This window comes from Ralstonia sp. NFACC01 (assembly GCF_900115545.1).
Lineage (GTDB): Bacteria > Pseudomonadota > Gammaproteobacteria > Burkholderiales > Burkholderiaceae > Ralstonia > Ralstonia mojiangensis.
In genome coordinates, this window is the sequence record NZ_FOWV01000016.1 from 20,399 (window position 1) to 44,971 (window position 24,573).

Consider the following 24,573-nt stretch of genomic DNA (forward strand, 5'->3'; position numbering starts at 1 on the left):
TCGATTTGAAACCAATCGTAACGCCGCAGGGGTGAGTGTGGTCTCACCCATTTGGGTTGCAAACGCTTGCGGTGCGCCGAAGATATTGCGGCGCGCGGCAGGGCACCGCCGATCGTGTGTCAGCGATGCAGCAGCGGATACAGGCCCAAGCCAAGCAACGCTGCCCCCGCCACGATCACCGGCTCGGGCAGCTTCTTGAACTTCACCAGCAGCAACACTGTGGCCACGGCCAAGAGCGCCGTCGGCACATCGACGATCGAGCGCTTGGCCAGGACGATTACCGCGCCGGTAATGGCACCCACGGCTGCTGCTGTTACGCCATCGACAAAGGCCAGGATGGCAGGCAGCTTGCCGTACTTCTTGAAGTACGGCGCCGGCAGAATGGTGAACAGGTAGCACGGCAGAAACGTGCCAAGCGCGGCCACGCACGCGCCGGGCAGGCCCGCCACCAGGTAGCCGATAAAGCCGACGGTGATGACGACCGGGCCGGGCGTGATCATCGCCACGGCCACCGCGTCGACGAACTGCTTTTCGTTGAGCCAGTGGTGCCCCGTGACCACGCCGCCGTAGAGGAACGGCACGATGGCGAGCCCCGAACCGAATACGAACGCCCCCGCCTTGGCGAAGAACGCGCCAAGCTGCGCAAGCAAGGGCCAATCGATCGTGCCGAGCAAACCACTGGCCGCTGCCACGGGTGTGACGGCAACCGCGTTCATGCGGCCCTGGCGCAGCCACTTGGGCGGCGCGCGCCAGAACCACACCAGCACGCCGGCCGCCAGAAACAGCCACGCCACCTCGGACTCCGTAACGACGGTCACCGCCGCCAGCAACAGGTAGATAGCCCACAGCAGCTTGTCTTTGCCGACGCTCTTGGTGGTGAGCTTGTGCGCGCTGATGGCGATGATGCCGATCACTGCCGCGCCCACGCCATAGAACACCGATTGCATCCACGTCAGCCCGCCAAAGCGCACATAGGCCCAGCCCAGCGCCACCACCATCAGGAACGAAGGCAGCACGAAGGCCATGCCGACCAGCGTGGCGCCGACGATGCGGTAGTGCACGTAGCCGAGGTAGATGGCCAGTTGCGCAGCGAGCGGCCCCGGCGCGAGCTGGGCAAGCGCAAGGCCTTCCTTGTAGTCGGCTTCGGTGATCCAGTGGCGCGCTTCAACGAGGTCGCGGCGCATGTAGCCGGCCAGCGCCACCGGGCCGCCAAAGCCCAGCGCGCCAAGCCGGAGGAAGTACAACACCAGTTGGCGCAGCGTGTAGGCGGGGCGTTCTAGGGCAATGTTCATAAGCTACCTGCGATGGGTGACTGCGATCATGTTTTCCGGCTGCCGGAAAAATGCACATACAACGAATCGAGCACGATGCCGATCTCCGCGAGCAAGGCATCGTCGTCCGCCAGCCGCTTGCGGGCGCCCGCAAGGATGGCTTCGAACCCGCCGGCTTCAGGCGTGGCCGCGCCGCCCACGTCGAGCGCATGCACCATGGCGCCCAGCCGCGCGAGCCCGGCGTCTTCATCGAGCCCAAAGCTGGCGATGAGCACCTCAAACGAAACGCGCTCGCCAACATGCGTGAACGCTGCGCCATCAAAGTCGAAGCCGAGCGCATCGGCAGGGCAATCCGCCGGGCTGTCGAGCCACAGGAGCCGCGCGTGCGGATCGATGAAGCGCTGGATGAGCCACGCGCTGGCAACGCGGTCCACCCACAAATGCCGGCGTGTTGCCCACAGGCGCCCCTGGTATTGGGTTGGATCACGACGGGGAATGCCGCCAGAAGCAGCGCGCGGCTCGCCCGCCGATTGCGTGGCTTCGGCCGCCGCAGCAAAGTCGCGCCATTGCGCATCGGCGCGCAAGGTCGCTTCGTTAGAGAAGAAATCGATCTTGCGGATGGCCTCGTAGGCGCGGGCATGGCGGCGCAGCAACCGGTTGCGCTCGGAGGCGGGCAAGTCGGGGAGCGTCTTGCGCGCTTCAGAAAGCTCCGCCAGCCAGTCAGCGTAGTCGGGCGTGCGGTCGAACAGGGCGCGGTAGGCCGCGTCTTCCGCCGCGTCGCTGGCCTGCACGCGCAGTACCCAGGCCTGGCCGTCTTCCTGCAATGTCTCGTCTGCCAGGTCATTGAGCTGCGCCGCGTGTTCGGCGCGCCCAGGCAGCAGGTAGACGCCATCGCGCAAGGCCGCACAGCCGATGGCCTTGATGGCGCGCCAGATACGCATGCGCGCGGTGGCTCGGGCAGTGGGCAGGCTGACGATCAGGAGCAGCCAGGAATCGGGGGAGGCGGTCATGACGGCAGCATAGGCGTGCGTCATAACCGCTGCAATCTTGTAGAGGTCCCTACATCAGCGCGGCGGCAGAGCCATGGCTTTCGTCAGGAACGCTTTGACGTCTGCCTCCGCGCGCTGAGCCTGGTCCAGGTTGGCGCCAGTGGATACGCCCCGGACGGTGCAGCGCTTGTAGTCCGCCTCCATGGCCTGCAGGCTGGCGTACTTTTCGCCGGTCTGCAGGTGGTAGTACGCATCGTGCTGTACGTCGATCATCGTCTGCGGGCACTCGCGCGCCGTGGTCGCTCCGGGGAAGTACTTGAAGTACGCACGCGTGTTGTCGAAGTCGTGATACGCGCTGGGGTAGACGTGCACGTCAACGGCCTGCCCGTCACGCTGCATGATCTCGGCGGCATTGCGGCAGAGCTGCGCGGGCGTGTAGTCGTCTTTCTCGCCCAGCGCGAGCATCAGCGGGGCACCTGCCAGCCGTGGCGGCGGCACTTCCCACCAGAGTGCAGAGCACCCAGGGTAGAAACCGATGAGCGCTGCAAACCGGGTGTCGTCATCGATGACACCTTTGCGGAACGCATCGAGCGTCATGTCCAGTGCCACACCGCCGCCGCGCGAGAAACCGATCTGCCCGATGCGCTTCGGGTCGATGCGCGGATCGGTGCTCAGCAGCTTGAGCGCGAACAGCGCATCGGCGTCATTGGCTGCGGGGTTCAACTGCGCCTGGTTGTCCATCGTGTTGGTGATGCCGCGTGGGCCAAACGAATCCACCATGAACGCGGCCATGCCCATCTGGTTGAACAGCCGCACCCACCGGTCGACGTCCTTTGGCTGCGGCCCCGCCGAGCCATGCGAGATCACCATCGCAGGCACGCGGCCCTGCAGGTTCTCGGGCAGATACAACGTGCCCCAGATGGGCGTGGGCGACTTGTCGAACTTGCGATGCACCAGCTCCCATTTGCTCTTGGGGGTGGCGCTGTTGAAGTGAATCCGGCCAGTTGGTTTTGCAGAGAGGTCGTTGACGATTTCCTGGGCTGATGCAGGTGCGCAGATCAGCGCGATGACGAAGATGCCAAGCATCAACACGCCGATTGCATTCCACCGCCACGCGCGCATACACGAGGCGTCTTTTTCATCGCGCAAATCATCGCAGCCTCTCATTTGTTCTTTCAACAGCGGAGAAAGGGGCATCGCTGGAATCCTGGGTTGGCAGAGGCTCTTCGCTTCTTTCTTTATTGAATGGAAATAAAACGCGGCTCATTCGATGTTGGGAAGGAACACATTCTCAAATACCGTTGATTTTTACATTCTTTGTACATCGCTATTGATTGGCATTCCTAGAATCACGCCGTCCGCAACACTTTAAAAAATAGACGCAGTGGGTCAAGTCGCGCGGACAGGGCTGATGCTCGTAGCGATGAGTTGGTCTGGCATGTGCACCGCTAAAGACGGGGCAGGTTCAGAGACAACCTTAGCGAGATGATCGGCCCACCGGGGAAGTTGGACTTCATCAAACCATCAAAGATAAGAAGGGGAAGTCTGCGCAAATCGCGCTACGTCTGTCCGGGGGGACAGACGTAGCGGCTTCTTTTCGCGTGCGCGCGGACGCAAACGTATGTCTACGCCATTGTTCCAGCGCCGCCGCGGGCGGCTTCAGTTTGTCTCCATCGCGCTTGTTGCTTCGCCATTCGCCTTGTTTGGGGCGCTTGCGCATGCAGACTGCACCACCACCGGGCAGACCACCGTCTGCGATACGGCGGCACCCAACCCAACCACATCCACCGTCGGCTCCGGCAACGTGGCGGCAGAAGACAACCGCACGGTGACAGTGCAGAACGGCAGCACGCTGGCGGTGGGTGACACCAGCGCCATTGCCCTGCGCGACAACGCCAACATCACGGTGCAAACCGGCGGCACGGTCAGCGCGAACGCCGTGTCGAACTCCGGCTTTTACGGTACGGGCGGCAATGCGATCGACTTCCGCAACAACAGCACGCTGACGGTGCAGCAAGGCGCGCAGGTGCTGGCCAACGGCACACAGTTGAGCGGAGAGGCTGTCAACCCTGAAGGCACGGGTAACACCATCGTCAATGACGGCCTGATCAAATCGGCACACGGCGCGGCGATCTGGTTCCAGAACACCTCCGGCGGCAACACGGTCATCAACAACGCCACGGGGACGATCCAGACGGACGTCGCCAACGGCAACGTGATGGGCGCGTCGGGCAACGGGTCAGTCGACTTCACCAACCGCGGCAAGGTGATCGGCAACCTGATCTTTGCGGGCGGCAATGATGCCTTGCACTTCTATACCGGCTCGTCGGTGAGCGGCAGCATCAACGGCGGCGGCGGTGCCAACGTCATCACGCTCAACGGCACCGACAGCGCGACGCTGGGCACCATCACCAACTTCCAGACGCTGCAGAAGCAGGACAGCGGCACGTGGACGCTGTCCAAGACGCTCGCCAGCATGGGCGTCACCAATGCGGAGGTGCAGCAAGGCACGCTGATCCTGCAAGGCAACAACGGCACCTACACCGGCTCGATGCAGGTGGACGCCGGGGGCACGCTGCAAGGCGACGCGCTGAGCGTGACGAAGGCTGTGACGAACAACGGCCTGGTGCGCTTCCAGCAGGACGTCGATGGCAGCTATGCCGGCCAGATCGTCGGTGCAGGTGCGCTGGAGAAAACCGGCACGGGCACGCTCACGCTCGGTGCAGGCAATACGTACAGCGGCGGCACGACCATCACGCAAGGCACGCTCGCCATCGGTGCGGACAGCGCATTGGGCGGCACTACGGGCGGCCTGACGTTCAACGGCGGCACGCTGCAACTGACGGGCAATGTGGATGTGGCCGCCACGCGCGCCGTCAGCATCACCAATGCCAACGGCACGATTGACACCCAGGGCTTTACGTCGACTGTGAACCAGGGCATTTCGGGTGCGGGGGCGCTCACCAAGGCCGGCAGCGGCTCGCTGGTGCTGGCGGGCGACAACACGTACCAGGGCGGCACCACCATCGCCACCGGTACGCTGCAACTCGGCAATGGCGGCACGTCGGGCAGCATCGTGGGCGACGTGGCCAACAACGGCACGCTGGCCTTCAACCGATCCGATACGTACACGTATGGTGGTCAGGTCTCCGGCACGGGCGCGGTCAATCAGAGCGGCACCGGCACGACGGTACTGACGGCAGATCACACCTATTCGGGCGGCACGACCATCTCTGCGGGGACGTTGCAACTCGGTAACGGTGGTACGTCGGGCTCGGTCCTGGGCAATGTGGTGGACAACGGCACACTGACGTTCAACCGATCGGACGTGTTCACCTTCGGCGGCACCGTATCCGGCACGGGCGGTATCACGCAGGCCGGCACGGGCACGACCGTGCTCACCGCCAACAACGCGATCCGGGGCGACACGTTGGTCGCCAGCGGGGCGCTGGCCATCGGCGACGCGACACACGCCAGTGCCGCGCTCGGCGTGTCGGCCGCCAATGCGCCGCAGAGCCTGCGGCCGATGGCGGGCGGCAGCGGCAACACTGTCCAGATCGCGGCCAACGCCACGCTGGGCGGCTACGGCACCGTGAACGGCGCCGTCACGAACAACGGCACGGTGGCCGTGGCCGATGCGCTGGCGGCGTTTGCCAACGCTGGCGGCGGCAGCCTGACGATCAACGGGTTGCTGAATAACGCCGGCACGGTGCAGGTTGGTGGCGCAGGCGTCGGCAACAAGCTGGTGGTCAACGGCAACTACGTCGGCAATGGCGGCGTGCTGGCCATCAACACCAAGCTGGGCACCGACAACTCGCCGACAGACAAGCTCGTCATTTCGGGCGGCACGGCAAGCGGCAATACGGCGGTGCGCGTCACCAATGCCGGCGGCGCCGGTGCGCGAACCACGGGTGATGGCATCGAAGTCGTCAGCGCGATCAATGGCGCGTCCACGCAGGCCAATGCCTTCGCACTCGCCAACCGTGTGGTCGCCGGCCCGTACGAATACACGCTGCAACGCGGTGGCTCGGCCAGTGCGGACAGCTGGTATCTGCGCACTCTGCAGACAGCAACCGAGGGCACCAGCGGCGCTGGCACGGGCTCCACACAAGCGGCATTGCGTCCGGAAGTCTCGCTCTACACCGCCATTCCGTCGCTGACCTTGCTGTACGGCCGCGCGCTGCTCGATACGCTGCACGAACGCGTGGGTGAAGAGAGCAACCAGGCCACCGCACCGGCAGGCACATCTCCCGTGCTGCGCACCGGCTGGGCACGCGTGATCGCGCAGAAGGGCAGCCGCATGTCGGATGGCAACGGTATCTACGGTAACCAAGGCCCGGCGTTCAGCTACGACTTCGGCGGCGTGCAGGTCGGTGCCGATGTCTACCAGCGCCAGCGCGAGGACGGCAGCCACGACCATGCCGGCGGTTACTTCGCCACCGGCCGCATCGCGGCAGACGTGACGCACGCCGATGGCGCAGACGCCGGCCGTGACACCGTCAACGCCAACACGGTCGGCCTGTATTGGACGCACTTCGGTCCGTCAGGCTGGTATCTGGATGGCGTGGTGCAGGGCACGCGCTACGACGCCGATGCCTCGCCGCACGGCGTGAACGGTCTGAAGACGCATGCGCTCGGTTACGCCGCATCGCTCGAGGCGGGCTACCCGATCGCGCTGTCGCAGCAATGGCGTGTCGAGCCGCAAGCGCAGCTCGTGGTTCAGCGTGCCGCGTTTGCCGATGCCAACGACGGTGCTGCCGATGTGCGCTTCAACTCGGTGAACTCGACGCTCGGCCGCCTGGGCGTGCGCGTGAGCAAGCGCTGGGGTGAATCGCCGGAACGTCAGCACACCGCGTGGGTGCGTGCGAATGTGTGGCACGAGTTCCGCGGTGAGACGGGCACACAGATGTCGTCGCCGGATGGTGGCTTCGTGCCGTTCACGTCGCAACTGCCGAGCACGACGCTGGAGCTGACGGGCGGCCTCACGGCGCAGGTGGCGAAGAACGGCGTGTTCTATGCCAGCCTCGGCTACCAAGTCAGCGCGGACCGCCGCTTGCATGGGGTGAACGGCAAGGCTGGGGTGCGCTGGGGTTGGTAAGCCGTCGCGCGTAGCAAGACGCCAACGCGGCGCAGCACTGCTCGGCCGGCTCAATGGCCGGGCAGCTCTGCGCCCCATGCCGCCGTGACGCTGCCGCCGAGCCGCCATTCGGCAAACGGGCGGCGCGGTGCAATCAGGGCAGGCAGGCGCGGGTCGCGCACATGCGCGTAGTAAGGCTCCATCCAGCACAGCTCATCCTGGAAAGTCCACGGAAACAGCTCTTGCTTGATCGGCGTGATCTTTTCGAAGCTCGCCGGATCCATCACCGCCTCGATCACGAGGTTCGCCAAGCGGCCAATTGCATGGCCGTTCTCCCGGTACAGATCGATATTGCGTCGCTGCACCAGTTCTGCGGCAAACACCAGCGGAATCAGCGCGAACGTGTGGTAGTGCAGCGCACGATTGCCTCGCTTGACCTCACGTGCGAGTGCCCCGTCCGGGCCGATATCGCGGATGCCCTCGCGAACGCGCAGCAGCCCGGAGTTGATCAGGTCGCTGTTGTCCGTCACGGTGCCGATGGCAATCAGGTTGAGGCCGGCCCAATACACCAGGTTGTTGTGCAGATGGTTGATTGCCTCGGCGTTGCGGGTGGCGATCGCAATGCGTTCGAGCCACGGAGCGATGGCATCCAGCTGCGGTTGGTTCTGTTTGCGGATGTCGTTCGGCATGCGCAGCAGCACCATGGCGAAATCCGTTCCCGCCCATGACCGCTCGTAGTAGCCCTGATAGCCGGAAATCTTGCCCATCAGCGCATCGGCATCGGCCCAGGTTCGGAGTTGGCTGAGTACGCAGGTCCAATCGCCTTTGTCGGCCGACGCGTTGAGATGCCCGATGAAATTGCGCATCGGTTTCACGTCGCGCGCGTAGCCCGCTGCATCGTCGTAAAAGCCGGGCGGATCGATCGTCCGGACGGGTGCGGGAATCTCACAGGCGCGGGCTGCATGCACCACACTGAAGCCGGCGCCAATGCCCAGCGAAATGGCTAACAACGTTTGAACGGACGCACGGCGCATTTCGACCTCCGGGGGCGGGGCGGCAAAGGACGGCTGGCGAGTAAGACGTGGAACGCGCGCGGGCGCGTGTGAACGCGGCGTCCGCCCACGCAAAACGCCGTGGTGCAAGACAGCGTTGACGAGGGTTACAAACTGAAGCAGTTGCAAAAAGAAAGAGCCGCATCGAGCGGCTCTTCTGACATCAGCAGCGAGGTGCGCTTACGCCGCGTTATCCCCACCCTCCTGCGCCTCCCGCTCTTCGCGTTCCTCGCGCTCTTCACGAGGCAGGGTCAGCATGCCGGTGTTGTAGACGTACTCATACACCTCGCCGTAGCGGCCCCATTCAATGCCGATCTTGAGCACGCGTTCGGCTTCTTCGGGCTTGAGGTACGCCTCCAGTTCGCGCAGCACATGTTCTTCACGGATCTCGCCGTCTTCGTTGGCGTCCAGCTCGGCACGGATGTGCGCGGCCAGGGCCACGCGCTCCAGCAGCTTCTGGCCGAACAGCACCTTGCGCTCGGGTGGTTCGGTTTCCATGTAGGTCTTGCCGAACGGGGTGACGATGATGTCGCCACGCTCAATGGTGGCCAGTTGCAGCAGGGCCAGCGCTTCGCAGGCGGGCAGCAGGTCGTCGTCGGTCACGCCGGCTTCTTCTGCCAGATGCGGCAGGTCGGCGCGGCCGTTGAACGGTGCTTCGACCAGCAGGTCGAGAATGGCCTCCATCTGGCCGATTTCGGCATCGGGCAGGCGGTAGGCAAGCTGCTCGGCGGCGGGCTCCACGCCCACATGCACGCCCACACGCTCCGGCGAGGTCATCAGGCCGTACACCTCGTCGATGAGGTTGCGCACGGCGGCCGAATCACGATTGCGCGGGCGGGGGAACGGCACGCGCACCTCGGCACGGATACGCCCCGGATCGCTCGACAGGATGACGATGCGATCCGCCATCATCACCGCCTCTTCGATGTTGTGCGAGACGATGAGGATGCTCTTGATGTTGGTGCGGCGGCCTTCCCACAGGTCGAGCATTTCGTCGCGCAGGTTCTCGCCGGTCAGCACATCGAGCGCTGAAAACGCTTCGTCCATCAGCAGCAGGTCGGGCTCGGTGACGAGCGCGCGCGCAATGCCCACACGCTGGCGCATGCCGCCGGAGAGTTCGCGGGGCAGGGCGCTGTTGAAACCCGACAGGCCGATCAGATCGATGGCCTGTTCAGCGCGTTCTTCACGCTCGGCCTTGGCCACGCCTTGCGCCTCCAGGCCCAGCTCCACGTTCTGCTGCACGGTCAGCCACGGAAACAGTGCAAACGACTGGAACACCATCGCGATGCCCTGCACTGGGCCGGAGTATTCACGCCCGCGAAACAGCACCTGCCCGCGATCGGCGCGCACCAGGCCCGCCATGATGCGCAGCAACGTCGACTTGCCCGAGCCCGATTTGCCCAGCATGGCGACGATCTCGCCCTGGCGCAGGTTGAGGTCCACGCCTTCGAGCACGGCGCGGTCGGTGTGGTCTGCGGTGCGGAAGATCTTCGAGACGCCGCGCAGCTCCATGACGCTTTCAGCGCTCTGGCTATGGGTGCTGGTGGTAACCATGTGTGTTCTCTGCAAAATAAGGTCGTCTTAGAACGTGCTCAAGATCCGTAGCGAGCGCCCAGCGGTTGGCCCGAGACGCGCAGCCGTACATGAGTACGGCGAGCATCGCAGGGTCAAGTTCGGGGTGCGCAGCGGGATCATGAGCATGTTCTTACAGGCGGGTGCGCTCTTGGGCTATGTCGTACAGGCGGTTCCACAGCAGCCGGTTGAAGCCGACCACGAACAAGCTCATCACGGCAATCCCGAGTGCAATGCGCGGGAAGTCGCCCTTCGATGTCATCTCGGCGATGTAGCTGCCCAGGCCCGTTGCCACCAGCGTGCGGTCGCCCCAGGACACGTATTCGGAGACGATGCTGGCGTTCCACGAACCGCCTGCGGCCGTCACCAGGCCCGTCAGGAGGTTGGGGAACACGGCGGGAATGAGGAAGCGCTTCCACAGCAGCCAGCCGCGCAGGCCGAAGTTGCGGGCGGCCAGTTTCAGCTCGGTCGGGATGGCCGACGCACCGGCAATCACGTTGAAGAGGATGTACCACTGCGTGCCGAAAATCATCAGCGGGCTCAACCAGATTTCGGGGTTGAGCGCGAAGCGCGCGATGAGCATCACGGCCAGCGGGAACATCAGGTTGGCCGGGAACGCCGCCAGGAACTGCGCCACCGGCTGGGCGATGCGTGCCACGTTCGGGTTCAAGCCGATGCGGATACCGATCGGCACCCACACCAGCGCGGCCAGGGCAATCAGCAGGATCACACGCACCATGGTCAGGAAGCCGAGCCAGAAGACATGGCCGACCTCGGCCCAGCCCACCTCGGAGCGCACGAATTGCAGCACGTGCGCCACGGCCACCAGCGCGGCCAGGATGATGACGACATCAGCGATGCGGTGCGACCACGGGAAGCGCGGCAGGAACCCGTTGCCGCCGACAGCGGTTGGCCGCGTGCGCTCGGCACCCCAGGACAGCGTGCGCTCGGCCAGTGCGGCGGTGCGCTCAAGCAGCGCCTTGACCCATTCAGAGCGGCGCAGCAGGTCAAGCAGCCACGATTGCGGTTCGCGTTCCGACGACATCGTGTCGAAGCGGAAGCGGTCTGCCCAAGCAATCAGCGGGCGGAACAGCAACTGGTCGTACAGGATGATGCCGATCAGCATGGCCAGGATGGCCCAACCGATGGCCGGCAGGTTCTGCTGCTGGATCGCCAGCGAGATATACGAACCGATGCCCGGCAGCTTGATGTCGTGGCCCGACACCGAGATGGCTTCCGACGCCACCACGAAGAACCAGCCGCCCGACATCGACATCATCATGTTCCACAGCAGGCCCGGCATGGCGAACGGCACTTCCAGGCGCCAGAAGCGCTGCCACTTGGACAGCCGGAACACCGTGGCGGCCTCTTCCAGATCGGTCGGGATGGTGCGAAACGATTGATACAACGAGAACGCCATGTTCCACGCCTGCGACGTGAAGATGGCGAAGATGGCCGCGCATTCCACGCCCACCAGGTTGCCCGGAAACAGCGCAATGAAACCCGTGACCGTGATCGACAGGAAACCCAGCACCGGAATCGATTGCAGGATGTCCAGCGCCGGCACCATCACCTTCTCGGCCGTGCGGTTCTTGGAAGCGATGGCGGCAAACGCAAACGAGAACGCCAGCGACGCGCCCAGCGCCAGCAGCATGCGGATGCTGGTGCGCAGCAGGTAATAGGGCAGTTCAATGACGTCGAGGCTCACGTCCAGCTGTTCGCCAGGCGTGTAGGGCACGTTCATCTGCTTGGCGGCATAGGCCACGAGCACGATGGCGGCCAGGATGATGGGCAGCAGCGCCAGGTCAAACCGGTTGGGCGGCGCGGTCAGCAGATTGCCGAAGTTGACGCCCAGATTGGTACCAAAGGTGGTACCGAAGCGGCCCCGGATGGTGGTTTCGTTGTCGTTTTGCTGCATCTTGGATACCGGGACGGAAACCGCGGACGAAATTCGGGCGCCTCGAGGCCCAGGGGCCGAGGCGCAATACATGGCGTGCGGGGCTGAGCGCAGTGCTCGGCGCAAGCGCTGCTTGGCACCCGGCGGCAAGCCGCCTAGTTTACCTTGCGTAACGTCAGAGCCCGCCGCGCGGTTGTCAGTCTGACGACGTCACATTCCAGAAATGTGACAGAGATGCGACAGCGCCGGTTTGTCATGTTTTATCCAACACATCACCTGCCGGTTCGCCTCGGAGGCTGCCATGTCCGTCATTGCGCAAGTGATCGTTACCGTACAAGGCCGCGTGCAGGGCGTTGGTTACCGCGCCGCGTGTGCCGACCGCGCCCGCCTGCTGGGTCTGCGTGGGTGGGTGCGCAACCGCCGCGACGGGGCGGTCGAGGCATTCCTGGCCGGCCCCGAGGCCAATGTGCTGAGCATGCGGGAATGGATGTGGGAGGGGCCGGACAGCGCCCGGGTCACGCAGCTGGACGTGGTGACGGGCGAGCATGAAGTGCTCGTCCATGGTTTTGAGATCCGCCCGACGGTGTAATTCTCGGCACAGCGGTCTTCCACGCAACTGAAGGCGTGCATTGAAACAAAAAGGGCGACCAGGCAGGCCGCCCTTCTTTCTATCGCCGATGGCGCTGCAGGCTGATCAGTACACGCTCGGTACGATCATGTCTTCCGGCACCGGGTGGCGGATGTACTCCTCGTGGTGCACCCGCTCCGGCAGCGACACCGGCGAATGCGGCACCGGGTGGTAAGGCACCTGGCCAAGCAGATGATCGATGCAATTCAGGCGCGCACGCTTCTTGTCGTCCGCCAGCACCACCCACCATGGCGATTCGGGAATGTGCGAGCGCTCGAGCATCGCCTCCTTGGCCTGCGTATAGGCTTCCCAGCGGCGGCGGCTTTCCAGGTCCATCGGGCTCAGCTTCCACTGTTTGAGCGGATCGTCGATACGGCTCTGGAACCGCACTTCCTGCTCTTCGTCCGTCACCGAGAACCAGTACTTGACGATCTGGATGCCTGAGCGCACGAGCATCTTCTCGAACTCGGGCACGGAGCGGAAGAACTCGTCGTATTCCTCGTCGGTGCAGAAACCCATCACGCGTTCGACGCCGGCGCGGTTGTACCAACTGCGATCGAACAGGACGATCTCGCCAGCGGCCGGCAGGTGCGCCACATAGCGCTGGAAGTACCACTGCGTACGTTCGCGATTGGTGGGAGCGGGCAGCGCAGCCACGCGGCACACGCGCGGGTTCAGTCGTTGCGTGATGCGCTTGATGGCGCCACCCTTGCCGGCGGCATCGCGCCCTTCGAAGATCACCACCAGCCGGTGGCCTGTCTCGATCACCCAGTCCTGCAGCTTGACGAGTTCGCCTTGCAGACGAAACAGCTCGCGGAAGTACATGCGTCGCGTTTCGCGCGCTTCGTCGCTGATGCCTTCGCCGCCACCGAGCAGGTGGTCGTCGATTTCCATCTCCAGTTCTTCGTCAAGCGTGTCGAGCAGGTCTTCCTGCAGGCGCGCCTGTCGGGCCGCGTCACGTTCGCTCATGGTGTGTTGCTCCTGCCGATCTTGCGGATATTGCCGAGAGGGGGCGCTGCGCATGGGCAGCGCAGTGCAAGTCTAAGCCCGACTAGGTAGCACAAGCATGTGGCAGGGGAGTGACATGGCGTTGCTTCGCCTATCGCGCCAGGCTTTCGCCCGGCAGCGCCATCGTCCGCCACGGCGCCCGTAATCTACCTGCGCCGCCGCGTATCTGGCGGGCCACAGGAGCCGCCCATGCCGCGTCCATTGCAATCGATCCTAAACTGCTTCCGCACCACGCCGCCGGCAGAGGAGCGCGCTTCCACTTCAACCGGCCAACCGGCGGACTCTGCGTCACACCCGCCACGCCGCGCACCGGTAACGTTGCAGGGCCTGGCCAACTTTGACGCCCAACGCATTCGCCAGCGGCAGGTCGAGATTCAGGCCTTGGTGCCAGATACGCGCAAGGCGTTGTCCGACGGCGAGTGCCAACTGGGCGGTTATGTACACGCGCGCCAGGTCGATGGCCGCCCAGTGGAGGGGCCGGCGCTCGAGCGGCTCAAGCGCGGAAATGAAACCGTCATGGAGACCCGCCAGGCGCTCGCGCATGGCCGCGGCAATGTGACTGCCGACATCAATGACAGCAACGGCCAAAGCACGATCCGCACCGCGGCTGGCCGGCGCATCGGGAGGAAGTATCTGCCCGGCACATGTATCCGGAAGAAAGGCCCTCTGTTCAAGTACCCAGCCGACATCCGCGCCGCGGCTGGCGCGATGGCGGCGCAGGCCGGCAATTGCGGGGACCATGCCAACGTGGCGGCGTTTCTTCACGCCGCCAAGCTGGAGGACGGCGAGCGCGTCCACGCCGTGAGCAGCAAAACGGTGGACCACGTGTGGGCCGAGCTGCATGGCGAAACCTCGGATCGCACGCACGACATCGTCATGGACGCATGGGGCAAAGGCCCGGCCATCTTTGCTGAAGACGGCGTCTTTTCGGCAGACGAGCAGGGCACCGCAATCGAACACCATTACGACAAGGCCAGCGGCGCCGAAGCCCACGCAGCGATGCGCAGACTGCAAGTCGAGCACGAACCGCGCATCCAGGAGCACCTGCAGCGCCAGATGAAGAAGCTGGGGCCCGATTTCCGGTTCCCGGACAACGCGATCTGCGACCCGACAGCCGTCATCTGCGCCGAGTTCGCGGAACGTGTGCCAAGAAAAATGAGCCGGCCCGTCGACCCGGCCAAGCTGGCGCCACCGCTCGCAAGCGAAGCGCAGCAATCAACCGAGCCGGTGCAGATGGGCGAACTCTGGATGGCGCCCCTGCGCCAGCAGATCCACGCTACCGAGACGGCACGGGTCCTAGGTGCCAGTGGTGTACGAGAGGTAACGCAGGCGGCTGGGCGCATTGCGCACGTGGCAGCGGATTTGCGCCGCTATCCGCTGGAATCGCATCCGGCACAGACCGCACCTGAAGACGTTTGAGGGGATGGCCCAGATGAGGCAACGGCCTCAGCTCGATTCGCCTTCCAGCATGAACTTGGCGCCGTCGTCCTGGCCGAGCAGGCGCACCAGCGTGGGCATGGCTTCCTGCAATTGCGCCTTCAGCGTCCACGGCGGGTTGACGATGAACATGCCGCTGCCGTGCAAGCCCAGGCCACCCTCGACCGGGTGCCTGACGGTGAGCGTGACGTGCAGCCAATCCTTGGGGCGCAACTGCTTCAGCCGCGAGGGAAATTGCGCGGCTTCGCGCCGCTGCACGAGCGGATACCAGACCGCATACATGCCGGTCGCAAAGCGCTGCATGCTGTCCTGCAGCGATTGCACGGTGCGGGCGTAATCCTGCTTGTCTTCAAACGACGGATCGATCAGCACCAGCGCGCGGCGCGGCGGCGGGGGCAGGATCGCCTTGATGCCGGCAAAACCATCGCCGTCGTACAGCATGACCTTGCGCCCGGCGCCGCGAAAGTTGTTCGACAGCACCTTGATCTCGGAGCTGTGCAGCTCGAACAGGCGCAGGCGATCGGCGTCGCGCAACATCTGCCACGCCAGCCACGGCGAGCCCGGGTAGTGCCTCAGTTCACCGTTGGGATTCAGCTCGCGCACCTGGTCGAGGTAGGCGTCGAGCAGGGGCGGCAGTGTTTCGCCGGCTTGGGCCGCGCGCCACAGCGGGCCAATGCCGGTATCGAACTCGGCCTTCTTCTGCGCCCATTCGTGGTCCAGCGCGTAGAGGCCGGCACCGGCGTGCGTGTCGATGTACCAGAACGGCTTGTCCTTCTGCGTGAGGTAATCGAGCATCTGCACAAGCACGGCGTGCTTGAGGACATCGGCGTGATTGCCGGCGTGGAAGGCGTGACGGTAACTGAGCATCGGCGGGCCATGTGCGCCCGGAGTATCAGACGCGGGCAGAGAAAACGGTAGGCGCGAATCCTACCACCGCGCGGGATGCGTCCCCAGCGGCACGCTGGGCAGCGCCCAGTGCGGCGGCGTGTCGGAAAGCTGCCCCGCGTGGCGCAGCGCCGTGAGCGCGCCAAAACCAGACGGCGACGTTTCCAGATACGCACCGATCTCTTCATAGCGCGGGTCGGCCGCATCGAACCCGTTGGCCATGCGTCCGAAGCTGCGCAGCCAATGCGCCGTCTGCGCGAGCGACACACGCACGTGCCAGCTGCCGCCCTCCGTCATGCGCCGTGCCAGCGCCGTCATCGCGCCAGCTGCCATCAGGTAGCCAGCGCCGTGGTCCAGCGCCTGTGCGGGCAGGGGACGCGGCTTGGCCTCACCGACGGCTTGCGCTTCGGCCCAGTTGAAACCGCTGGCGGTCTGCACGAGCGAATCGAAGCCTCGGCGATTGGCCCACGGGCCGTCATAGCCGTATGCGCACAGGCTGACGTAGACGATGCCGGGGCGCAGCGCGGCGACCTGCTCGGGACCAAACTGCAGCGCCGCCAAGCCCCCGGGCCGGTAACCCTGCACGAAGATATCGGCGTCGCGCAGCAGCGTGCGGAGTTGCTGGGCAGCGGCTGCATCGCGCAAGTCGAGTTGCGCGGAACGCTTGCCGCGCCCGGTATCGATCACCAGCGGCGGGATGGCGGGCAGATGCGGCCCCGTGACGAGCAGCACGTCTGCGCCATGCGCGGCCAGCGTCCGGCCGCAGACGGGGCCGGCAATCACGCGCGTGAGGTCGAGCACGCGCACGCCCGAGAGCGGTCGGCCATCGGCATGCGCCGGCAGCGGCTGCGGAGGCGCATCGCCAATGCGTTCGATCGTCATCAGCGGCTGGCTTGCGACGGCGATGCCTTGCGGGTGCGCGTCCCACTCTTCAAACGTGCGCGCGGCGGTGACGACCATGCCAGCCTGCGCGGCCGCCTCTTCAAATGCCTCGGCGTTCCATTGGTTCAGCGCGGTGGCCACGGCGGTCCGGTCATACGCGCAGCCGAGCAGCTTCAGCACGCCGTCACGGTGATGCGGAAAATTGGTGTGCAGGCGCACCCAGCGGCCATCGCCGCAGCGGTAGAGCCCGGCAATCTTGTCCCACGGTTCGAGCGGCAACTGGCCATCGAGACGGAAGTAACGCTCGGAGCGAAATTCCAGCGCGGCATGGTGCATGTCGACCGACACGGTCTGCTGCCGCCCGCTGCGCAACGTGTCGACCTGCGCCGCCGCAAGCGCAGCGGCAGCGATGGTGCTTTGCGCGAGCGTGCCCACGGCAAACGACGACGGCAGCGCCGGCTCAGCGCCCGTCAACGTTGCGCGCGACAGCGCGTCGGCCGGCTGGCCGAGCACGCTCCACAACTGGCTGAGTGCGCCGGCGGAGCTGACAGTCTGCATGGAAGGATCAACCACATCAGCAACGGGTGACGGCATGGCGGGGCTCCGCGGGGAAAGTGCGCCCATTACAGTCCCGCACCGCCGATAGCGTCAACATTGACTAGACTGATCAACCTCAATTGGCGTCCACCTCAACCGGCCCGATGACGACCTACCTCAATGCCGCCGAAGCCGCCGCGCGCCTGCACATCTCGCGCCCAACGCTGTACGCCTATGTGAGCCGCGGGCTGCTGGCGGCGTACCCGTCGCCCGATGGACGCGGCAGCCGCTACCGCGAAGCCGATGTGGCACGCCTGGCAGATCAGCGTTCCGGCGGACGGCGCCCGCGCCAGGTGGTGCGCCACGCGCTGGACTGGGGCCTACCGGTCATGGAATCGGCCATCACGCTGATCGATCACGGGCAGTTGTTCTATCGCGGCACGCCTGCTGTGGAATTGGCCGAACGCGCCACGCTGGAGGCCGTTGCGGCGCAACTCTGGCAATGCGAAGAGGCGGCGGCCTTCAACGCGCCCCCGCCGGTGTTGCCGAAAAGTTGGTACGCAGCGCTCACGTCGTTGGCAGACGCGGACATCCGCCAACGCTGCATGGCGCTGTGCGCGCTTGCCTTGCCGGCGCTGGACGAGGCCGCGTGGCGCCAGGATTCCGCACGCACAGCGCGCGATGCCGGCGCACTCCTGCGCGTGGTATTTGCCGCCATGCTCGGGCGCAAGCCCGACGCTGCGCACGTGCATCTGCAATGCCAGCAGGCATGGAACGTTGATGCTCGCGCCGCAGAGGCCATCCGCGTCGCATTGGTGCTCTGCGCCGATCACGAACTCAATGCCTCGAGCTTTGCAGCGCGCGTGGTCGCATCAACCGGCGCCAGCCTGGGCGCCGTGGTCAGTGCAGGGCTGGCTGCGCTCACCGGTGGCCGCCATGGCGGCACCACGGCGCGCGTGGAGGCATTGCTGAGCGAGCTGGAAGGGGAGCGTTCCGTGGCAACGGCACTGCGCCGTCGGCTTGATCGCGGCGATGCGTTGCCGGGCTTTGGCCACCCGCTGTATCGCAAGGCCGACCCGCGCGCTGGTGCAATCCTGGCACAGTTGCCGAAGACGGGCGCGGTACGCAGGCGGCTGCAAACCGTGATGGATGCCGTGGCCGGGCTGACCGGCGATGGGCCATCGGTGGATTTCGCGCTGGTGGCCACCCGGCGTGTACTCGGGCTGCCGGAAGGTTCAGGCTTTGGCCTGTTTGCGGCGGGACGTACGGCAGGCTGGATTGCGCACGCGCTGGAGCAGCGCGCGGCGGGGCAGTTGATTCGCCCGAGAGCCGCCTATGTGGGGCCGATGCCGGCCGCGCCGGACGCACCGGCGGGCCGCATCATCCGTGTGCGCTAAGGCGCGATCAGGCCTGCGGAATCTCGATCTTCACCTCAAGCACTTCCAGGTTGTCCTGGCGCTCGAGGTTGACCTTGATGTCGTCGTTGCCGATCTTTACGTACTTCGAAATCACGGCCACCAGCTCGCGTTGCAGCGCGGGCAGGTAGTCGGCAGGCGCACCGCTGGCGGTACGTTCATGGGCGAGGATGATCTGCAGACGTTCCTTGGCGACGGTCGCAGTCTTCTTCTTCTCGCCCAGCAGGAAAGACAGAATCGACATGAATGTGCGTCTCCTTATTTACCGCTGCCGCCGAACAGGCGCTGCAGGAAGCCCGGCTTGTTGTATTCGACGTAGCGCAGTTCCTTCTCTTTGCCCAGGAAGCGGTCGATCACGTCGTGGTAGGCGTTCGCCACGTCGGAGCCTTCGATGTGGATGGCGGGCGTGCCCTGGTTGGACGCCTGCAGCACGGCCTCCGATTCCGGAATCACGCCGATCAGCTTGATGCGCAGGATTTCCTGAATGTCGGTGAGCGACAGCATTTCACCTTCGGACACGCGCTTCGGGTTGTAGCGTGTGAGCAGCAGGTGTTCCTTGATCGGCTCCTTGCCTTCCACTGCGCGGCGCGACTTGGACGACAGGATGCCCAGGATGCGATCCGAATCGCGCACCGAAGAGACTTCCGGGTTCGTCACGACGATGGCCTCATCGGCAAAGTACATCGCCATCAGCGCGCCCGATTCGATACCGGCGGGCGAATCGCAGACGATGTATTCGAAGCCCATTTCCTTCAGGCCTTCGATCACCTTCTCGACGCCTTCACGCGTGAGCGCATCCTTGTCGCGCGTCTGCGAGGCGGGGAGGATGAACAGGTTTTCGCACTTCTTGTCCTTGATGAGGGCCTGGTTCAGGTTGGCCTCACCGTGGATCACGTTGATCAGGTCATACACGACGCGGCGCTCGCAGCCCATGATGAGGTCGAGGTTGCGCAGGCCGACGTCGAAGTCGATGACGGCGGTCTTGTGGCCGCGCAGCGCAAGGCCGGCAGAGAACGCCGCACTGGTGGTCGTCTTGCCGACGCCGCCCTTGCCGGAGGTGACTACGATGATCTTGGTCATGGCTCGTATATCGAAAAGTTAAATCGCTCGGCGCACGGGGTGCGTCACTTCATCCGCAACGGTTCGAAAACCAGCGTGTTGTCCGCGAGCCGGACCTGCGCAGGCTTGCTGGCGTAGGGCTCCGGCCACGGGGTTTCGCCGGTGCGGTAGATGCCGGCGATGGAAATTAGTTGAGGCTCCAGGCACGTGCAGAAGATGCGCGCGTCCAGGTTGCCCTTCACGCCCGCCAGCGCGCGACCGCGCAGCGAGGCATAAACGTAAATGTTGCCCTCGGCGATCACCTCGGCGCCGTCGCTCACCAGGTCGAGCACGACGAGGTCGCCGCGCGCATAAATGCGCTGGCCGGAGCGCAACGGACGATCGATGATCATCGTGCCGGGCTGCATGGCAGCGGCATCGACGGGGGGAACAGCAGGGGCGGGGGCCGGCGCTTCAGCAGCCTGGGCGTGCTCGGGGGCGTCCTGGCCTTCGCCGTTGTCCTTGGCGTCTTTCTCGCCACGCGGACGGCGGCCGTGGCTGTCGAGCAGCGGCAGACCAAAGGCCTGGGCCCACTCAGCCTGCTCCGGGCTGGCAACCACGCCGATCGCGCGGGCGCGCAGCGAGGTCAGCGTCTCCACCAAACGGTCGATGGGCAGGCGCTCGTCTTCAGCCAGCCGGCGCACATCGATGGCAATGACGTCGTTGGAGAAAAACTCCGGCGTGTCGGCAAAGCGTCGCGTGAGTTCGGCGGCCAGGGCGTCCATGTCGGCGGTGCGCGGCGACAGCAGCAGGGCATCGACGGTGCCGCTGCGGATCTCGAACAGCGGCGCTTTCTTCTGGGACATAGAACGGCTACGCGGAAAAATGGGCTCATTCTAACGTTGTTGACGAAACGCCTTGGATTTTTTGGCCCCGCCGCTCCGCCATCCGGCTGAGACCCGCAGCCGGCGCTGTTCTCCACACCGCCGGGGCCACGCGCAAATGTCATGCGATGGTCACAGCATCGTCATGCACGCTTTTGATACTTCTCCGCTTCTGCGCCCCCCGGCCCAGTCTGTTGTCCTTTCGCGTTGCGCAAACGGTTCCCCGATTCTGCGTGCGCGTCCGCGCGTCATTCGCTTCATCAGCAATTCGCAATTCGCATTCAGCAGTCCGTAGTTCGCATACGAAAAAATAGACTTCAGGGAGAAGTTCATGCGAGTCCGACCATTGTGTTCGGCGGCGTTGCCGCTTGCTGTTTTTTTGTCGATGTCGTTGGCTGCCTGTGGCGGCAGCGACGATAGCCCCTCCACTGGCAGCGCCACGCCTGCCGCCAGTGCTGCCCCCGCCGGCACCAAGGCCACGCTGGCCGTGCTGGAAACGACCGACCTGCACACCAACGTGTTGTCGTACGACTATTTCAAGCTCGCGGCCGACAACTCGCTCGGTTTCGAGCGCGTGGCAACGCTCATCAACCAGGCGCGCACGCAATTCCCGAACACGCTGCTGCTGGACAACGGCGACACCATCCAGGGCACCGCGCTGTCGGATTACCAGGCCATGGTGAGCCCGGTCACGTGCGACCAGACGCTGGCGATCTACAAGGTGATGAACGCTGCCAAGTACGACGGCGGCGGCATCGGCAACCACGAGTTCAATTACGGCCTGCCGTATCTGTCGCAAGTCACGGGCAATACGTTCAACGTCGATGGCCTGCCCGATCCGGCCACGCAGAAGAAATGCGCGGGCCCGACCTTCCCGCAGGTGCTGGCCAACGTGGTGAGCGCAAAGACGAATGCGCCGCTGTTCCAGCCGTACACGATCATCACCAAGACGGTGACGGCCACGGCGCCGGACGGCAGCACCATCACCGCGCCGGTCAAGGTCGGCATCATCAGCTTTACGCCGCCCACCATCACGAGCTGGGACAAGCGCTGGCTCGACGGCAAGGTTTATACCGTCGGCATCAAGGAAACGGCCGCCAAGTACATCCCCGAAATGCGCGCGAAGGGCGCCGACCTGGTGGTGGCCATTTCGCACGGCGGGCTCGACAACTCCACGTATTCGCCAACGATGGAGAACGGCAGCTGGTGGCTGTCCACCGTGCCGGGCATCGATGCCATGCTGATCGGCCATTCGCACCAGTTGTTCCCGGACGCCAAGAGCACCGTCAGTCAGTTCAACCTGCCGGGTGTCGACAAGGTGGCCGGCACCGTGAACGGTGTGCCGACGGTGATGGCCAACTACTGGGGCAAGCACCTGGGTGTGATCAAGCTTGGCCTGACGTTCAACGGCACGAACTGGGCCGTCGACAAGACGCAGACCACGGTGGAGGCGCGCTCGATCCAGAACGCGGACAAAACGTACGTGGCGGCCGACCCGACCGTTTCCGCAGCCATCGCCACCGAACACCAGGCGACGATCAACTATGTGAAGACGCCGGTGGGTAGCACCGACTTCAACATGAGCACGTACTTTGCCGACGTGGGCGATCCGGGTGCCATCGAGATCGTCAACCAGGCGCAGGCGGATTACGTGTCGGCGTATGTTCAGGCAAACCTGCCGCAGTACGCTTCGCTGCCAGTGCTGTCGGTGAGCGCACCGTTCAAGAGCGGCTTTGGTGGCGGTACGGATTTCACCGATGTGGCGGCTGGCCCGCTGGCGATCAACAACGCGGCTGACCTGTACCTGTATCCGAACACGGTCTACGCCGTGAAGGTGGCAGGCTCCGACATCAAGAACTGGCTGGAGACGGCGGCCAAGCGCTTCAACACCATCGACCCGACGCAAGCGACGGTGCAGAAACTGGTGAGCACCTTCCCGGGCTACAACTTCGATATGTTCACCACGCCGGACCTGACGTATGAGATTGATGTCACGCAGCCCGTGGGCAGCCGCATCAAGAACCTCATGTACAAGGGCGTGGCACTCGACCCGGCAGCGCAGTTCATCGTGGCCACTAACAACTACCGCGCAAGCGGCGGCGGCAACTTCCCCGGCCTTGATGGCAGCAAGACGATTTACGCGTCGCCGGATGCCAACCGCGATGTGCTGATCAGCTACATCAAGAAGATCGGCAGCGTGAAGCGTGCGACCAACGGTTCGCAGCGCAGCTGGCGCTTTACGAAGCTGGCGACGTCGGCGGCAACGGTGGTGTTCCCGTCGGCGGCGGGCAAGCTGACGGCGGCCGGGGCGGCGGGCATCAACAACGTCACGCTGTATCAGGCCGATGACGGCACCAACAAGGGGCTGTCGCTGTACCAGATCGATCTGACGCAGTAAGAGGAACACGCCATGCCTTCTCTTCGTTCCGCATGGGTTGGCGCGCCAGCCATGGAATCTCCGCGCCAGTCGGTGCCGATGCTCACGGTGGCCGCGGCCTTGGCGATCATCGTGACGGCTGGCGGTTGGCTGTCGCACTCACGCCAAGCGCCCACCATGGACGCCACGCAGCTGGAATCGTGGCGCGCGATGGTCGTGCAAGCGATGGAGCCCGAGGCGCTGCAGCAACTGCGTCAGCGCGCACGCAGCGGTTTGGTGCCGGCGCAATCCGCGTTGGGCGAAGCCTTGCTCAGTGCGCACGACGGTACCTTGCGAAACGAAGGGATGCGCTGGCTCGAAACCGCTGCATCGAGCGATGCGCGTGCGCAGTTGTCGCTGGGAAAGGCGCTGCTGCTCGGCACCGGCGGGGTGGAGCGCGACTATCCGCGCGCGCTGCGTCTGCTGCGTCAATCCGCTGACAAGGGCGACGCGGCGGCCGCGTATTACCTGGGCGTGATGTATCGCAGCGGCTACGGCACGGCCATCGACACCGTACAGGCTGCACACTGGTTTGATCGTGCTGCCCGTCGCGAGATTCCGGCAGCGATGTTCATGCTGGCCAACGCGTACCGTGAAGGCGATGGTGTGCCGCGCGATGAGGCCCGCGCGCTGGCGTTGTACCAGGACGCCGCCGAGCACGAATTGCCAGAGGCCGTGCAAGCCTTGGCGATGGCATATCAGAACGGCGAGCTGGGTCTCAAGCGCGACGATGCGGCGTATCACCAGCAGTGGATCGAAACGGCGCATGCGTTGAAGCACCCGGCGCTGGCACCTTGAACGCCCGACGGCCGGTCCGCTCCGGCCGTCCTCACGCACGCGCCGCACTCACACCTGGGGCGCCGCGCTGGCCGCATCACTCCAGAAAAAAAAGTAAGAGCCGTCCTATTCGTTCGGCGGTGTGCCGCTGAAACAATTGCGTGGCCTATGCAACGTAGGCCACGGACAGCGCTCCGGACAGGAATCGACCTCCCCGCATCCACACCATTCAATGCCAGAACGGCGGCGTGGAATTGTCTTTGCAGGAAGTTGATGTGCCTTGCCGGCACGCGGGTCTGCTCCGTGCACTTCTTTCAGCGGAGAACTAGATGCGCGCAGTCTTCACGAGGGTAGCCGTCGGTGCGATGTTGGCGAGTGCGAAATGCGCATTCGCCTACCAGTGTCAGACCTACACAAGCCTCACCACCATCCAGCCTCCAAACCTGGTCGTCCAGCGCGATTTACCCGTTGGCTCGGAGATCGGTACCGCCATCTCTACCGAACTCGTGCCGGCTTATCGATGCGTGAACACCAGCCCCACCCTCACGTGGCAAGACTTCGGGATTAAGGGTTATGGCACATATGCCGGAACCTTCAATGGCCGGCGCGTCTACAGCACGAATGTTGCGGGCATCGGCTACGCGGTGGCCGCCCAATATCCGAACTGCGCGACAAAAATCTATTGGGTCACGGGAAGGGACACCGAGAACCCGAACAACGAGCTGATGTGCTCTATCAACGGGATGTGGTCGGTCCAGCCGATGTATGCCAAGGCCTTCGTCACCTTCTACAAGACGGCCGAGGTGAC

At 64.7% G+C, this 24,573-nt stretch carries 19 protein-coding genes; 7 read left to right on the forward strand and 12 right to left on the reverse strand.

The window, feature by feature from the left end; all coding sequences use genetic code 11:
* Positions 1–119: 119 nt before the first annotated feature.
* From BM136_RS24280 to BM136_RS24290, 3 genes are read right to left on the reverse strand one after another with little or no spacing between them, the layout of a single operon-like run.
* On the reverse strand, positions 120–1,292 hold the full coding sequence (locus tag BM136_RS24280; RefSeq protein WP_092976846.1) for a chromate transporter: 1,173 nt from the start codon (positions 1,290–1,292) through the stop codon (positions 120–122).
* A 26-nt stretch (positions 1,293–1,318) separates the two neighbouring features.
* Positions 1,319–2,281 (reverse strand): chromate resistance protein ChrB domain-containing protein, encoded by a 963-nt coding sequence (locus BM136_RS24285; protein ID WP_092976890.1) that lies wholly within the window; start codon positions 2,279–2,281, stop codon positions 1,319–1,321.
* Positions 2,282–2,335: 54 nt separating this feature from the next.
* Positions 2,336–3,382, reverse strand: a complete 1,047-nt coding sequence (locus tag BM136_RS24290; protein WP_092976849.1) for a dienelactone hydrolase family protein — start codon at positions 3,380–3,382, stop codon at positions 2,336–2,338.
* A 499-nt stretch (positions 3,383–3,881) separates the two neighbouring features.
* On the opposite strand from BM136_RS24290, the gene BM136_RS24295 reads away from it, so the two are divergent.
* Positions 3,882–7,358 (forward strand): autotransporter outer membrane beta-barrel domain-containing protein, encoded by a 3,477-nt coding sequence (locus tag BM136_RS24295; RefSeq protein WP_092976852.1) that lies wholly within the window; start codon positions 3,882–3,884, stop codon positions 7,356–7,358.
* A gap of 50 nt (positions 7,359–7,408) precedes the next feature.
* Here BM136_RS24295 and BM136_RS24300 read toward each other — a convergent pair whose 3' ends face one another.
* From BM136_RS24300 to BM136_RS24310, 3 genes are all read right to left on the reverse strand, one after another.
* On the reverse strand, positions 7,409–8,371 hold the full coding sequence (locus tag BM136_RS24300) for a mannuronate-specific alginate lyase (RefSeq protein WP_092976855.1): 963 nt from the start codon (positions 8,369–8,371) through the stop codon (positions 7,409–7,411).
* 198 nt (positions 8,372–8,569) lie between these two features.
* Positions 8,570–9,943 (reverse strand): ABC transporter ATP-binding protein, encoded by a 1,374-nt coding sequence (locus BM136_RS24305; RefSeq protein ID WP_092976858.1) that lies wholly within the window; start codon positions 9,941–9,943, stop codon positions 8,570–8,572.
* A 151-nt stretch (positions 9,944–10,094) separates the two neighbouring features.
* Entirely contained in the window at positions 10,095–11,879 is a 1,785-nt protein-coding gene (locus BM136_RS24310) for an ABC transporter permease (protein WP_092976861.1), read from the reverse strand.
* 280 nt (positions 11,880–12,159) lie between these two features.
* Between BM136_RS24310 and BM136_RS24315 the strand changes: the two genes are divergently transcribed.
* Positions 12,160–12,447, forward strand: a complete 288-nt coding sequence (locus BM136_RS24315; RefSeq protein ID WP_092976864.1) for an acylphosphatase — start codon at positions 12,160–12,162, stop codon at positions 12,445–12,447.
* 105 nt (positions 12,448–12,552) lie between these two features.
* Here the strand turns inward: BM136_RS24315 and ppk2 are convergent, their stop codons facing one another.
* On the reverse strand, positions 12,553–13,455 hold the full coding sequence (ppk2, locus tag BM136_RS24320; RefSeq protein ID WP_092976867.1) for a polyphosphate kinase 2: 903 nt from the start codon (positions 13,453–13,455) through the stop codon (positions 12,553–12,555).
* Positions 13,456–13,683: 228 nt separating this feature from the next.
* Here ppk2 and BM136_RS24325 point away from each other — a divergent pair, with 228 nt between their 5' ends.
* Positions 13,684–14,913: a hypothetical protein gene (locus BM136_RS24325; protein ID WP_092976870.1), complete on the forward strand. Its 1,230-nt coding sequence runs from the start codon at positions 13,684–13,686 to the stop codon at positions 14,911–14,913.
* A gap of 27 nt (positions 14,914–14,940) precedes the next feature.
* On the opposite strand, the gene BM136_RS24330 is transcribed toward BM136_RS24325, so the two are convergent.
* Complete coding sequence (locus BM136_RS24330; protein ID WP_092976873.1) at positions 14,941–15,798, reverse strand: 23S rRNA (adenine(2030)-N(6))-methyltransferase RlmJ; 858 nt, start codon at positions 15,796–15,798, stop codon at positions 14,941–14,943.
* 60 nt (positions 15,799–15,858) lie between these two features.
* On the reverse strand, positions 15,859–17,292 hold the full coding sequence (locus BM136_RS24335; RefSeq protein WP_092976875.1) for a CoA transferase: 1,434 nt from the start codon (positions 17,290–17,292) through the stop codon (positions 15,859–15,861).
* A 107-nt stretch (positions 17,293–17,399) separates the two neighbouring features.
* Between BM136_RS24335 and BM136_RS24340 the strand changes: the two genes are divergently transcribed.
* A complete protein-coding gene (locus BM136_RS24340) occupies positions 17,400–18,632 on the forward strand; it encodes a citrate synthase family protein (protein ID WP_092976878.1) in 1,233 nt (410 codons plus the stop codon).
* A gap of 7 nt (positions 18,633–18,639) precedes the next feature.
* On the opposite strand, the gene minE is transcribed toward BM136_RS24340, so the two are convergent.
* Genes minE through minC form a run of 3 tightly spaced genes read right to left on the reverse strand, consistent with a single transcriptional unit; the run spans position 18,640 to position 20,554 of the window.
* Positions 18,640–18,894 (reverse strand): cell division topological specificity factor MinE, encoded by a 255-nt coding sequence (gene minE, locus BM136_RS24345; protein ID WP_024977189.1) that lies wholly within the window; start codon positions 18,892–18,894, stop codon positions 18,640–18,642.
* A 14-nt stretch (positions 18,895–18,908) separates the two neighbouring features.
* The gene (gene minD / locus BM136_RS24350; RefSeq protein ID WP_012436754.1) at positions 18,909–19,730 is read right to left on the reverse strand and encodes a septum site-determining protein MinD; all 822 of its coding nucleotides are present in this window, start codon (positions 19,728–19,730) and stop codon (positions 18,909–18,911) included.
* Positions 19,731–19,774: 44 nt separating this feature from the next.
* Complete coding sequence (minC, locus tag BM136_RS24355; protein ID WP_092976881.1) at positions 19,775–20,554, reverse strand: septum site-determining protein MinC; 780 nt, start codon at positions 20,552–20,554, stop codon at positions 19,775–19,777.
* A gap of 349 nt (positions 20,555–20,903) precedes the next feature.
* On the opposite strand from minC, the gene BM136_RS24360 reads away from it, so the two are divergent.
* The 3 genes from BM136_RS24360 to BM136_RS24370 form a co-directional block, all read left to right on the forward strand.
* Positions 20,904–22,970 (forward strand): bifunctional 2',3'-cyclic-nucleotide 2'-phosphodiesterase/3'-nucleotidase, encoded by a 2,067-nt coding sequence (locus BM136_RS24360; protein ID WP_092976884.1) that lies wholly within the window; start codon positions 20,904–20,906, stop codon positions 22,968–22,970.
* A gap of 12 nt (positions 22,971–22,982) precedes the next feature.
* Positions 22,983–23,786: a tetratricopeptide repeat protein gene (locus BM136_RS24365; protein ID WP_092976887.1), complete on the forward strand. Its 804-nt coding sequence runs from the start codon at positions 22,983–22,985 to the stop codon at positions 23,784–23,786.
* A 308-nt stretch (positions 23,787–24,094) separates the two neighbouring features.
* The coding region (locus BM136_RS24370; RefSeq protein WP_217649372.1) for a hypothetical protein at positions 24,095–24,573 on the forward strand (479 nt) is incomplete at its 3' end.

What these genes read in the sequence shown, in the direction of transcription:
- BM136_RS24305 (WP_092976858.1), bottom strand. Translation starts at nt 9,943, where the DNA reads ATGGTTACCACCAGCACCCATAGCCAGAGCGCTGAAAGCGTCATGGAG.
- minE (WP_024977189.1), bottom strand. Translation starts at nt 18,894, where the DNA reads ATGTCGATTCTGTCTTTCCTGCTGGGCGAGAAGAAGAAGACTGCGACC.
- ppk2 (WP_092976867.1), bottom strand. Translation starts at nt 13,455, where the DNA reads ATGAGCGAACGTGACGCGGCCCGACAGGCGCGCCTGCAGGAAGACCTG.
- BM136_RS24365 (WP_092976887.1), top strand. Translation starts at nt 22,983, where the DNA reads ATGCCTTCTCTTCGTTCCGCATGGGTTGGCGCGCCAGCCATGGAATCT.
- BM136_RS24280 (WP_092976846.1), bottom strand. Translation starts at nt 1,292, where the DNA reads ATGAACATTGCCCTAGAACGCCCCGCCTACACGCTGCGCCAACTGGTG.
- BM136_RS24340 (WP_092976878.1), top strand. Translation starts at nt 17,400, where the DNA reads ATGACGACCTACCTCAATGCCGCCGAAGCCGCCGCGCGCCTGCACATC.
- BM136_RS24310 (WP_092976861.1), bottom strand. Translation starts at nt 11,879, where the DNA reads ATGCAGCAAAACGACAACGAAACCACCATCCGGGGCCGCTTCGGTACC.
- BM136_RS24335 (WP_092976875.1), bottom strand. Translation starts at nt 17,292, where the DNA reads ATGCCGTCACCCGTTGCTGATGTGGTTGATCCTTCCATGCAGACTGTC.
- BM136_RS24290 (WP_092976849.1), bottom strand. Translation starts at nt 3,382, where the DNA reads ATGCGCGCGTGGCGGTGGAATGCAATCGGCGTGTTGATGCTTGGCATC.
- BM136_RS24285 (WP_092976890.1), bottom strand. Translation starts at nt 2,281, where the DNA reads ATGACCGCCTCCCCCGATTCCTGGCTGCTCCTGATCGTCAGCCTGCCC.
- BM136_RS24300 (WP_092976855.1), bottom strand. Translation starts at nt 8,371, where the DNA reads ATGCGCCGTGCGTCCGTTCAAACGTTGTTAGCCATTTCGCTGGGCATT.
- BM136_RS24325 (WP_092976870.1), top strand. Translation starts at nt 13,684, where the DNA reads ATGCCGCGTCCATTGCAATCGATCCTAAACTGCTTCCGCACCACGCCG.
- minC (WP_092976881.1), bottom strand. Translation starts at nt 20,554, where the DNA reads ATGTCCCAGAAGAAAGCGCCGCTGTTCGAGATCCGCAGCGGCACCGTC.
- BM136_RS24315 (WP_092976864.1), top strand. Translation starts at nt 12,160, where the DNA reads ATGTCCGTCATTGCGCAAGTGATCGTTACCGTACAAGGCCGCGTGCAG.
- BM136_RS24330 (WP_092976873.1), bottom strand. Translation starts at nt 15,798, where the DNA reads ATGCTCAGTTACCGTCACGCCTTCCACGCCGGCAATCACGCCGATGTC.
- minD (WP_012436754.1), bottom strand. Translation starts at nt 19,730, where the DNA reads ATGACCAAGATCATCGTAGTCACCTCCGGCAAGGGCGGCGTCGGCAAG.
- BM136_RS24360 (WP_092976884.1), top strand. Translation starts at nt 20,904, where the DNA reads ATGCGAGTCCGACCATTGTGTTCGGCGGCGTTGCCGCTTGCTGTTTTT.
- BM136_RS24295 (WP_092976852.1), top strand. Translation starts at nt 3,882, where the DNA reads ATGTCTACGCCATTGTTCCAGCGCCGCCGCGGGCGGCTTCAGTTTGTC.